Annotated in this window: 9 protein-coding genes; 7 read left to right on the forward strand and 2 right to left on the reverse strand. The window is 28.8% G+C overall.

Annotated features, from left to right (window positions below):
- Positions 1 to 25: 25 nt before the first annotated feature.
- Together AC2A4K_RS05125 and AC2A4K_RS05130 are read right to left on the reverse strand one after the other, a co-directional pair.
- Positions 26 to 1,432 (reverse strand): DUF4179 domain-containing protein, encoded by a 1,407-nt coding sequence (locus AC2A4K_RS05125; RefSeq protein WP_322504041.1) that lies wholly within the window; start codon positions 1,430 to 1,432, stop codon positions 26 to 28.
- 1 nt (position 1,433) lies between these two features.
- Positions 1,434 to 1,970 (reverse strand): sigma-70 family RNA polymerase sigma factor, encoded by a 537-nt coding sequence (locus AC2A4K_RS05130; protein ID WP_322504040.1) that lies wholly within the window; start codon positions 1,968 to 1,970, stop codon positions 1,434 to 1,436.
- A 310-nt stretch (positions 1,971 to 2,280) separates the two neighbouring features.
- On the opposite strand from AC2A4K_RS05130, the gene AC2A4K_RS05135 reads away from it, so the two are divergent.
- From AC2A4K_RS05135 to AC2A4K_RS05165, 7 genes are all read left to right on the forward strand, one after another.
- Positions 2,281 to 2,475, forward strand: a complete 195-nt coding sequence (locus AC2A4K_RS05135) for a hypothetical protein (RefSeq protein WP_322504039.1) — start codon at positions 2,281 to 2,283, stop codon at positions 2,473 to 2,475.
- Positions 2,476 to 2,685: 210 nt separating this feature from the next.
- Entirely contained in the window at positions 2,686 to 4,830 is a 2,145-nt protein-coding gene (locus tag AC2A4K_RS05140) for an alpha-amylase family glycosyl hydrolase (protein WP_322504038.1), read from the forward strand.
- A gap of 516 nt (positions 4,831 to 5,346) precedes the next feature.
- Entirely contained in the window at positions 5,347 to 6,336 is a 990-nt protein-coding gene (locus AC2A4K_RS05145) for a LacI family DNA-binding transcriptional regulator (protein WP_322504037.1), read from the forward strand.
- 250 nt (positions 6,337 to 6,586) lie between these two features.
- On the forward strand, positions 6,587 to 8,428 hold the full coding sequence (locus AC2A4K_RS05150) for a glycoside hydrolase family 13 protein (RefSeq protein WP_322504036.1): 1,842 nt from the start codon (positions 6,587 to 6,589) through the stop codon (positions 8,426 to 8,428).
- Positions 8,429 to 8,723: 295 nt separating this feature from the next.
- Positions 8,724 to 9,947: a sugar ABC transporter substrate-binding protein gene (locus AC2A4K_RS05155; protein WP_322504035.1), complete on the forward strand. Its 1,224-nt coding sequence runs from the start codon at positions 8,724 to 8,726 to the stop codon at positions 9,945 to 9,947.
- 73 nt (positions 9,948 to 10,020) lie between these two features.
- Complete coding sequence (locus AC2A4K_RS05160) at positions 10,021 to 10,953, forward strand: ABC transporter permease subunit (protein WP_322504034.1); 933 nt, start codon at positions 10,021 to 10,023, stop codon at positions 10,951 to 10,953.
- A 1-nt stretch (position 10,954) separates the two neighbouring features.
- On the forward strand, positions 10,955 to 11,845 hold the full coding sequence (locus AC2A4K_RS05165) for a sugar ABC transporter permease (RefSeq protein WP_322504033.1): 891 nt from the start codon (positions 10,955 to 10,957) through the stop codon (positions 11,843 to 11,845).
- The last annotated feature ends 17 nt before the right edge of the window (positions 11,846 to 11,862 follow it).

Consider the following 11,862-nt stretch of genomic DNA (forward strand, 5'->3'; position numbering starts at 1 on the left):
ATATGGATTTAATAGTACCAACAATTTAATTGTTGGTACTATTTTTTATCTTAAATTCTTCTAGAAATATATATTCATCTGCATAGTTAACCATAGTATGAATAGCTAATTCTAGATTTTCATCAATTCCAGTGAATTCTATTATATATTCATTTTCTTTTTCTGGATTAGCGTAGATTTTAGGGTAATGAATTTTTAAACCATTATTAGAATGAGCTGTAATACTAGTTAATAAGGTTATATCTTGAGAAGAACCATTATAATAAAGTTTAATGTTATCATCTGTTCTTTCTAACTTATAAAAATCCCCTTTACGTCCATCTAAAAATTTAATATTTTTAGAGTAGGTAACATTATTTTCTGTTATTGTATTCGATTCATCATTATTGGCTTCAATAATTTCTTGATTTTCTTTAGAATCATATAGATTAAGTAGTTCTTCATTATTATATTTAGATTTAAAGGCGCTTAAGGTTATTTTTTCAGCATTTCTAAATTCATCAACCTTTAATCCATCAAAAATGAAAGAGCCATCTCCAAGAATTAGTTTGCCTAGACTAGTAACACCAAAAGAGGCAAAACTTCCGTATATTTTACCATCTATATTTAATAGGCAATATAAATTATTAACATCTTCATGATATTCTTTTTCTGAGTTATTTATGGCTTTTATATCTCCTAAAATTTGAGTGCCCATAATACTTGAATTTATTTCTTTGAATTTTAAACCATAGGAGTCTAACTTAGCTTTTTTTATTGGTAAAGAGGCAAATTCATCATAGCTTTTACCAAAGTCAACTTTAAATTCAAAGTTTCCATGTCCAAGGGTAGCAGGATTATCTTCTGTTGACATTTCATGAATAGATATATTTATTGTTGATTTTTTAGGGATTTTAGATGAATATCTAGATTCTATTACTTGAACCATATTATAATCATCTATTTTATGAATACTTGTAGTTGCTGAAGAAAAGTAACTTCCTCCAATTAAGGAGGTGGACATAAAGCCCATAGTATTTTCTTTAAGTGGTTCATTTCCTGTAATTCTAATAGCAAATAAAGAACTATAAGGTGTTACCATTATTTCTTCTAAGGTATATGTTCCTCCTTCAACGTCTATAGATTGGCCAACATATTGACTATAATCAATGTATTCATCATAAACACCTAGCATTTCATATATACTGTTTAAAACAGGAATATTGCTAGCTCTAACTGGAGAAGAAAAAAAGGCTCCTGTAGAGATCATAATACTTAATCCAGCAACTATAGCTATTTTTTTAGGTAGGGATGATTTATTTCTAATAGCTTTTCTATATTTACTTCTTATACGCTTTTTTTCCAAGTTATTTAATTCTATATTAACATTATCAAATTCAGATTCATCAATATCTAAATTCTCTAAAGCAGCTAAAAGGTCTTTATTATCCATTTTAAAATCTCCTCTCTTTTAAAAACTCTGAAAGTTTAAACTTACCTCTACGTATTCTATTACTTATAGCATTTTCACTAATCCCAATAGATTTGCTTATTTCTTTAATGGAGTAGTTTAAGAAAAAACGTTTTATAAAAATTTCTCTATTTTCTTTATCAAAAGTTTTTATCATAGAAAGTATGTTTTCTTTTGTTTCTTTGTTTTCAAGAAATGATTCAAGACTAGTATCTTCTTTTTCATAAGAGTCTAGATTTATGACATTATCATGTTTTTTTTCTTTTCGTAAAATATCTATGGAAGTATATTTTGTCATGACTATTATCCAAGCTTTAAACTGTTCATCTCCTTTATTGAAGGAGTCTATGTTGTTCCAAATCTTAAGTAACACATCATTTACACATTCCTCACTAAGTTCCCTATTGTTTAAAACAGAATAAGCCACTTTAAAGATTAAATTCCCGTAGTTCTCAAAAACATGGTCTAAAGCTTTAGGATTTTTCTTTTTTAGCTGGCTTATAAAATTATTCTCTTTCATAAGAGATTATCCCCCTTTATTTCTTGTGAAAGTACCTTCATAAAATAAGTCGTAAGATTTAAATATAATCTTTCGCGATTTTAAAATTTTTATTGAAAATAAAATCATATTATAGATTATCATGTGGTTTAAAGTGAAATTGTAAAATTATTTAATTTTACAAGGCTAAATTAGGGAAGAAAAATAAGAAAAAGTAAAATAATAAGTGGGTTTAGTAAGTTAAAAGAAAGTTAACATAAGTTCACTTGGGTAATTTTAAAAAATAAGGTATTCTAAATATATGGAAAATATTTACAAAGGAGTTGAGGATATGATAGAAAAAAGAAAAGTTAAGCTAAGAAAACAAAAAGCGCGAGATATGAGAATTTTTGTTTATGGACTTTGGATTTTAATTTTCGCCTTAGATATGCTTTTTAAAGTTAATAGTCCTATTATGAGCTTTTTTATAAATAGTGCTTTAATAGGGATTCTTATATATATAGAAATGTATTCAAAAAAATATTAAATTTGAGATTGTTTAATTAGAGTTATTAAGGTTATATAGTATTTAAAATAATAATGATAGATATACTATGAAAATTTTATTGCTAAAGTCGGAAACGGTTTAGGTAAAACTCTTGTGTTAAAGGATTACACCATAAGTTATAATAAATTTATAATATAGAAAATTGCAATTTTTTAATATTAAATCTATATACCTAAAAGGAAGAGATTTATGAGTAAAAAAATTAAAATGATTTGTATAGCACTTGGAATTACTATAGCACAAGGAGTTGTTACTTTACCTATTTTCCCTAACATGGAGACAGTGTATGCTGCTGAAAAGTATTCAGATGATGCTTCAGTTGATAATAAGGTGAACTTTGCTACTGATGTTATATATCAAATTGTAACAGATAGATTTTATGACGGAGATGCATCCAATAATCCTAAAAACGGTATGTATGATGCAAACAAAGAAAATCTAAAAAAATACTTTGGTGGAGACTGGAAGGGAATAACCGATAAGATAAAGAGTGGTTATTTAAATGATATGGGAATAACAGCTCTTTGGATTTCACAGCCAGTTGAAAATATTTATAGTGTATTCCCAGATGGAAGTACTTCTTATCATGGATATTGGGCAAGAGATTTTAAAAAGCCAAATCCTGCATTTGGTAATATGGAAGACTTTAAAGAATTAGTGAAAACAGCTCATGACAATAATATAAAGGTTGTAATAGATTTTGCACCTAATCATACATCACCTACAAGTAAAGGAGCAGAGGATGGAGCGCTTTACGATAATGGAAATCTCATAGCAACTCATTCTAATGATCCTAATGGAATATTTAATCATAATGGTGGAACTGATTTCTCAACAATAGAGAATGGAATATATAAGAACTTATTTGATTTAGCAGATTTAAATCATGAGAATGCTACTGTTGATACATATCTTAAACAAGCTATAGATATATGGCTTGATACTGGAATTGATGGTATAAGAATGGATGCAGTTAAACATATGCCAGAAGGGTGGCAAAAGAACTTCATGGATAGTGTTTATGACCATAAGCAGGTATTTACTTTTGGTGAATGGTTCTTAGGAAAAGGAGAAAATGATCCTAAAAATGTAGAGTTTGCAAACAATAGTGGAATGAATTTATTAGATTTCAGATATGCTCAAAAGGTTAGAGAAGTATTTAGAGATGGTTCAGATAATATGTATGGATTAAATCAAGTTATTAAAGATACAGCTAATCAATATGACCATGTAAATGATCAAGTTACATTTATTGATAACCATGATATGGATAGATTCCAAACTGAAAATGGAGATAAGAGAAATGTTGATGAGGCTTTAGTTTGTACATTAACTTCAAGAGGGGTACCAGCTATATATTATGGAACAGAACAATATATGACTGGTAATGGAGATCCATATAACAGAGCAATGATGACCGGATTCGATCAAAATACAACAGCTTATAAAATAATACAAAAGCTATCAGCTTTAAGAAAGACAAATCCAGCTATAGCTTATGGAACTACTGAGCAAAGATGGATTAATAATGATGTTTATATTTATGAAAGAAAATTTGGTGATAATGTAGCTTTAGTTGCTATAAATAATAGTGAATCAAATAGTGTAGATATAACAGGAGCTATGACAGCTCTATCACAAGGAACTTATGAAAGTCTTCTAAATGGAATAACTACAGATAATAATATTGAAGTAGATGGTAATGGAAATATTAAGAATTTCACATTAAAGCCAGGAGCAACAGCTGTATGGAGTTATGTAGCTAAAGAAAATAATCCTATAATAGGACATGTAGGAAATTCTACTGTAGAACCAGGAAAAACCATAACAATTGATGGTAGAGGATTTGGTAATTCTAAAGGAACTGTTAACATTGGAGATAAACAAGGAGAAGTTATTTCTTGGAACGATAAAGAAGTAAAAGTTAAGGTTCCTGATGTGACTCCAGGTAAGGTAAATGTTAGTTTAACAACTTCTAATGGAGTAAAATCAAATGAATATAAGGATATAAATGTTTTAACAAGTAAACAAGTATGTGTTAGATTTGTAGTTAAAAATGCTGAAACATTAATGGGAGAAAATATATATTTAAGTGGTGATGTAGCTGAACTTGGAAATTGGGATCCAAATAAGGCTATTGGGGCAATGTACAATCAAATAGAATACAAGTATCCTAACTGGTATTTTGATGTAAGTGTTCCAGCAGGAAAAGAAATAAACTTTAAGTTTATTAAGAAAAATGGAAATCAAGTTATATGGGAAAGTGGAAATAATCATGTTTATAAAACACCAACTGATTCCACAGGACTTGTAACAGTAGATTGGCAAAATTAGAAGTAGATACAATAAGATTTAATGTAAGGTGAATTTTATTATTTAATTATGGTTATGGTGGTATAGATTTTAAAACATAGCCTAAAATAATTATTTAAAGTAATTTAAACTGTATGCTTAATTTAAAAGTAAGCATGCAGTTTTTTTATTGATAATATCAATATAGTGTAATTTTATTTGAAATATAGTTTGAGAAAAACTCGGAAACGATTCCGTTAATTAAAATTATAAAAACTTATTGAACGTTTTCATCAATAGGAATATAATTACATACAAGGTAACAAATTGTTAAAAAATGAAATAATTTTAAAACTATGTTTACTATATATACATAAGTTTTTGTATCTATTAAAAATAATAAATAATTAAATAGTTGTTTTTACTTCAATTGTTTTAGTAGGATTTATCTAAGTAAATAGCAATAATATTAAGCAGAGCTTAAAATAAGTTTTGAGATTTAGATTTTACTTGATAAATTATAATTATGCTTATTGTTACAAAAGGGGAGAAGTTAAATTGACTACAATTAAAGATATATCAAAAAGATGTCACGTATCTATATCTACAGTATCTAGAGCTTTAAATGGATATGATGATATAAATTCTTACACTAAGGAGTTGGTATTGAAAGTAGCCAAGGAATTAGATTACGTACCTAATAAACATGCAAGAGCTCTAGTTAAGAGAAATAGCAATAATTTAGTTATAATAACAAATAGTTTAAATGAGCACGACTCAGTATTTGATATATTAAGAGGATTATATAGATATGGTGAGGAAGAAAATTACTCCATATCAATATTTACATCTTCAGTATCAAAAAAGCATGGAAAGTCCTATTATAAGTTTTGCAGAGAAAATGATATTGCAGGGGCAATGCTATATGGTTTAGATAAAAATGATGAACATGTTATAGAATTGATTGGCAAAAACTTTCCTATAGTAACTGTTAATTCGGATATATCTGGAGAAAGTGTTGCTAGCATAAGTATAGACAATTTTAAAGCTGCTTATGAAGCTGTTACAAGTCTAATAAATAGTGGTTGTAAAAAAATAGCTACAATCCAAGGGAAAAAAGATTTGTATGTTACTAAAGAAAGAATAAAAGGATATATTGAAGCTTTAGCTAAAAGCAATCTTGAGATAACAGATGAATTAATTTATTGTGGAGATTTTTCAAAGGAATTTGGTGAAGAAGCAATAGAAGAATTAATTTCTAATAATGAGATTGATGGGGTATTTTGTGCTTCAGATAATATTGCTATTGGAGCTTATAAAGGATTAAAAAGACTTAAGATAAACATTCCAGAGAGTGTTTCAGTAGTTAGTTTTGGAGATAAGGAAATAGCAAAATATTTAACTCCTACATTAAGTTCAGTTAAAGAAGATATGTATAGGCTTGGATATGAAGGAGGACAACTTTTGGTAAATCTCATAAAGGGAAAAAAAGTTGTATCAGGAATTAATGTAGATTATGAATTTATAAGAAGAAATTCAATAAAGTAGTTAAATTTATAGTGTGAATAAGTTTTTTTAAGAGAAAATTGGAAACGTTTCTGAAAAATTATTGAATGTGATTATTCATTACTTTAGAATAAAATCAGACTTGATTCATTTAGGTTATTTGAAATATGAATTTTAGTGAATTTATCTGAAGGTATATTGATTTCTAAAATTAAATTTGTTGAAGCTAAATTTTATGATTAGTGGCTGTAAGATAAAAAATGTAAAAATATTTATGAAGGAGTAAGGATTTATGGGTAGTAATAAAATTACAAGAGAGGCAATACATCATATAGCACAGAGTAATTATTCTTATGGATATGATGATGAAACTTTACATTTAAGAGTTAAAACGAAAAAAGGTGAAGTTAAAAATGTTGATATAAGGATTGGAGATCCATATATATGGGATGAAGGTGGCTGTGATGGAGGAAACATGAATGCCACTGGAGGAGGAAGATGGATAGGTGGAAAAAGCTATCCTATGAGAAAAGAATGTGAAACTAAGTACTTTGATCATTGGATAATAGAGTATAAACCAATAACAAAACGTTCAAGGTATGGGTTCATATTGTATGGGGAAGAAGAAACTCTTTTATTCACAGAAAAAAGAATAGATGAATTAAATGGAGATAATGATGAACTAAAGCTAAGTGCTATAGGGAATTTTTATTGTTTCCCATATTTAAATAGTATAGATGTTGCTAAAACACCTCAGTGGGTGAAGGATACAGTTTGGTATCAAATATTCCCAGATAGATTTTGTAATGGAGATAAGTCAATAGACCCTGAAAATGTTGAACCATGGGGAACAGAACCAACTAATAAAAACTTTATGGGAGGAGATTTACAGGGGGTTTTAGATAAATTAGATTATTTATGTGATCTTGGAGTTAATGGATTATATTTTTGTCCAGTATTTGAGGCGACAGAAAACCATAGATATGAAACTATTGATTACTTTAAAGTAGACCCAGCTCTAGGAGGAAATGAAGTATTTAAAAAGCTTGTAAGTGAGGCTCATGAAAGAGGAATGAAAATAATGCTAGATGCAGTATTTAATCATATTGGTTATTTTTCACCTCAATGGCAAGATGTATTAAAGAATAATGAAAAATCAAGATATAAAGATTGGTTTTGTATAAAGAAGTTTCCTGTTCTAGAAGGAGGTTTAGAAAATGTTGATGGAAATAATTTAAACTATGAAACCTTTGGAAGAATAGCTACAATGCCTAAATTAAATACTGAAAATCCAGAGGTTGTAGATTATTTATTAAAGGTTGCTGAGTTCTGGGTTAAGGAGATAAACATTGATGGCTGGAGACTAGATGTATGTAATGAAGTTGACCATGTATTTTGGAGAAAATTTAGAGAAGTAGTAAAAGGAACTAATAAAGAAGTTTATATCTTAGGAGAAGTTTGGCATGATGGACTTCCATGGCTTATGGGAGATCAATTTGATGCTGTTATGAACTATCCTGTAACAAATGCAGCTAAAGAATATTTCTGTTTAGATCAGTCTAATACAGAAGATTTTAAATATATGATAGAAGCTAACAAGGTTAGCTATTTAAGACAAATAGGAGAGACAATATTTAATCTATTAGATAGTCATGACACACCAAGAATATTAACTGTTGCTGGAGGAAATAAGGATAAGATGAAATTAGCATATCTATTTATGTTTACTCAAGCAGGATCTCCATGTATATATTATGGAGATGAGGTTGGTATGGAAGGTGACCAAGGAATGGGCATGGAATTCCATAGAAGATGTATGATTTGGGATGAAAATAAGCAAGACAAAGATATGCTTCAATTCATGAAAAAAATCATAAGAATCAGAAAGGAAAATAAAGAATTTAATTTACTAGATAATAACTGGATAAGAGCAAATAGTGAGGATAATATACTTATCTACTCAAAGGGTAACATAGTTGTTGTAATGAATAATTCTGATAAAGAAGAAAGAGTATTGTTACCTAAGGAGCTTAGAAATAAAAAGGTTAAAGAGTTATTTAATAATGATATAGAACTTTTAGAAGAAGATATTAAATTAAAGCCCTTCGCATTTAAGGTTTATAAAGAATTTTAAATGATAAAATAAAATCCCTCAGCTAAAGCAAGTTTTAAATTTAATAAAATTTGCTTTAGCTAGCCTTTAAAAATTGGCTCTTAAAATATCGATTTTCTTTTAAGTAGTATTGATTTCTAGAGCCAGTTTCAATTAAAAATATTTATATAAAACTTTTAAATAAAGAGTTAGATTTTCTTAATAATTTAAATTAATTAATGGAAATATGTGTGTCACCTAATGTAAATGTTTACAAAGATTTTAATTAATAATTAAAATAAAAACTATAGTATAGAGTTTTGGGAGGTAATTAAAAATGATTAAGAAAAAGTTATTAGCAACATTATTAACTGGTGCATTAGTAGCTACTATGTTTATGGGTTGCTCTGGTAGCAGTGAAAAAACGGCTGGAGCATCAGAAAGTGGTACTGAATTAACAATTTGGACAAAGCTACCTGAGCAAGAAGTACCAGTCTTAAAAGATGCTGCAGATAAGTGGGCTAAGGAAACAGGAAATAAAGTTAATGTTGTAAGAGATGATGGAGATTTCCAAGCATTCTTACAAGCTGCTAACTCAACAAAGGGACCAGATATATACTTTGGATCAGCACATAACCAATTAGCAGCATATCAACAAGCAGGAATATTAACAGAAGTTCCATCTAAGTATGTTAAGGAAGATGAATATGTAGATAAAGGTGTTTGGGATGCAGTAACTGTAGATAATAAAAAATATGCTATTCCAATATCTGTAGAAACAACAGCATTATACTATAATAAAGATTTAGTAAAAGAAGCTCCAAAAACAATGGACGAGCTTGTAAATGAAGCACTTAAAAAAGGTGATGGTGCTTTCCAATTTAATATAAATGATCAATACACTGATTTAGGATTCTTATTAACAAATGGTGGATACATATTTGGTAAAAAAGATGGTAAATATGATGTAAATGATATAGGTCTTAATAATGCAGGATCTGTTAAAGGACTACAAATGCTTCAAGACTTTGTTGTTAAAGATAAATTTATGCCAGCAGATATAAGTGGAGATATAGCTTTAACAAACTTTAAAGAAGGAAAATCTATGTTCTATATATCAGGACCTTGGGATATACAAGGATTAAAGGATGCTAAGCTTAACTTTGGTGTATCTAAAATTCCTTCAATAGATGGTAAAGACTTTAAACCAATGTCAGGAGTTCAATGTGCTTTTGTTAGCGCAAAATCTAAAAATGTAGATTTATCATGGGAATGCTTAGATTACTTAGTAAAAGAAACTCAAGAAGGATTATATCAAAAAGGAAAAATTCCAGTAACTAAAGCTATGTTAGATAAACAAGAAGTTAAAGATAATGAATATGTTCAAGGATTCTTAGAATCAGTTAAACATGCAGAACCAATGCCAAATATTAAAGCTATGGATGCTGTTTGGGAACCATTAAAGAATATTCAAAGAGTACTTCAAGGAGAAAATCCACAAGAGGTTGCAAATGAAATTGTATCTGGAGTTAAAAAAGGAATAGAAGTACAAAAACAATAAGATAGAGATATTAAGGGGGAAGTAATTCCCCTTTTTATCTAGAATTTAGAATTAGCATTGAGGTGAGAAATTTATGGTGAGAAAGAAAAGTAAGAATAAAGACAATTTAACTGCTTCAAAGTTTTTAGCACCAGCACTTATAAGTATGCTTATATTGTCAATAATACCCATAGCATTAACAATAATAATTGCATTTACTAACTATAATATAGAAACTGTAAATACTGGTTGGAAGTTTGTTGGTTTAGCAAACTTTAAGAGTGTTTTAACAGGTCCTTTAAAAGAGATTTTCTTACCTGTTTTTGGATGGACAGTAGTAGCTGCAACAGTGATAACCTTTGGAAGTTTTGCTTTAGGATTGATCTTTGCAATGGTTTTATCCAATGAAGATATGAAAGAATCATTTATTTATAAGGGTTTATTAATATTACCTTGGGCATTGCCTGCAACAATTATAATAATAGCATTTCAAGGTTTATTAAATAGCCAATATGGGGCTATAAATCAAGTTTTACTTCAATTACATATTATAAAAGAGCCAGTTATGTGGCTTACGAAAGTAGGTCCAGCAAGATTAGCTTTAATCTTAGTTAGTATTTGGATTGGGTTCCCATACATGATGAATGTATGCTTAGGAGGGTTATCATCAATTCAAGATACATATTATGAAGCTGCTGATATTGATGGCGCAAATGAATTTCAAAAATTCTTTAAAATTACACTTCCATGTCTTACAAGAACAGCTTATCCATTATTAATTGGTTCATGGGCAATGAACTTTGGTAACTTTGGAGTAGCATTCTTACTATTCAAAGGTGGTCCAGTTAGACCAGAATCACCATTTGCAGGATATACGGATATTTTAGGATCAGCGGCATATAAGATGTCAACTCAGTTTGGTAGGTTTGAATTAGCTGCAACATTATCAATATTAATGTTTATTATTGTTGGTGGTATTTCATTTATTCAAATGAGAGCATCAGGACAGTTTAAAGAGGTGGATTAATATGAGTAGCAATGTTATAAGAAATAATGAAGTAGCAACACCATTAGTTTATAAGAAAAAAATAAGTAAAAAGAGAAAGGTTAAGCTTTGGGTAAGTAGAGTATTTTTATGGATATCTATCATTATAATAATTTTTCCTATATGGGCAATAATATCAGCATCTTTATCACCTGGAACAAGTTTTTATGAGAATGGAATAATTCCTAAGGCTGTAACTTTTGATAATTATAGACATATCTTTCAGGAAACAGATTTTTTAATTTGGATCAAGAACAGTTTAATAATATGTTTTTCTGTATCAATAGTACAAGTTATTATGACACTTCCAGCAGCCTATGCTTTTAGTAGATTAAAGTTTGCCGGTAAAAAGTATGGTCTAATGACACTTTTAATACTTCAAATGTTCCCTGCAACAATGGCAATTCCAGCTATATTATCAATAGCTTATAAATTACCATTTGGAATGGATAATATTCCTTTTTTAATCTTGGTTTTATGTGGTTCAAGTGCATATAATATATGGCTTATGAAGGGGTTTGTTGATGGAATTCCTAAGGAATTAGATGAATCAGGATATGTTGATGGAGCATCTCATTTTAAAATATTTATGAAAATAATTCTTCCATTATCAGTACCTATGCTTATAGTAATCTTCTTCTTCTCATTTATAGGAGTATTTGGAGAATTCATGATATCAGCGGCACTTTTAAAAGCTCCAGAGGTAAAAACATTAATGCTTGGATTAAATGGTATGATGAATAGTGGATCTACTACAAGTTGGCCTATATATGCAGCCACCTCAATAGTTTCAACAGTTCCTATAATGATTATATTCGTATCAATTCAAAAATTTATAGCAAAAGGTTTAGTAGCTGGTGCTGTAAAAGAGTAGAGAGATTTAGGAGAGTT

Source organism: Clostridium sp. LIBA-8841 (genome assembly GCF_057782475.1).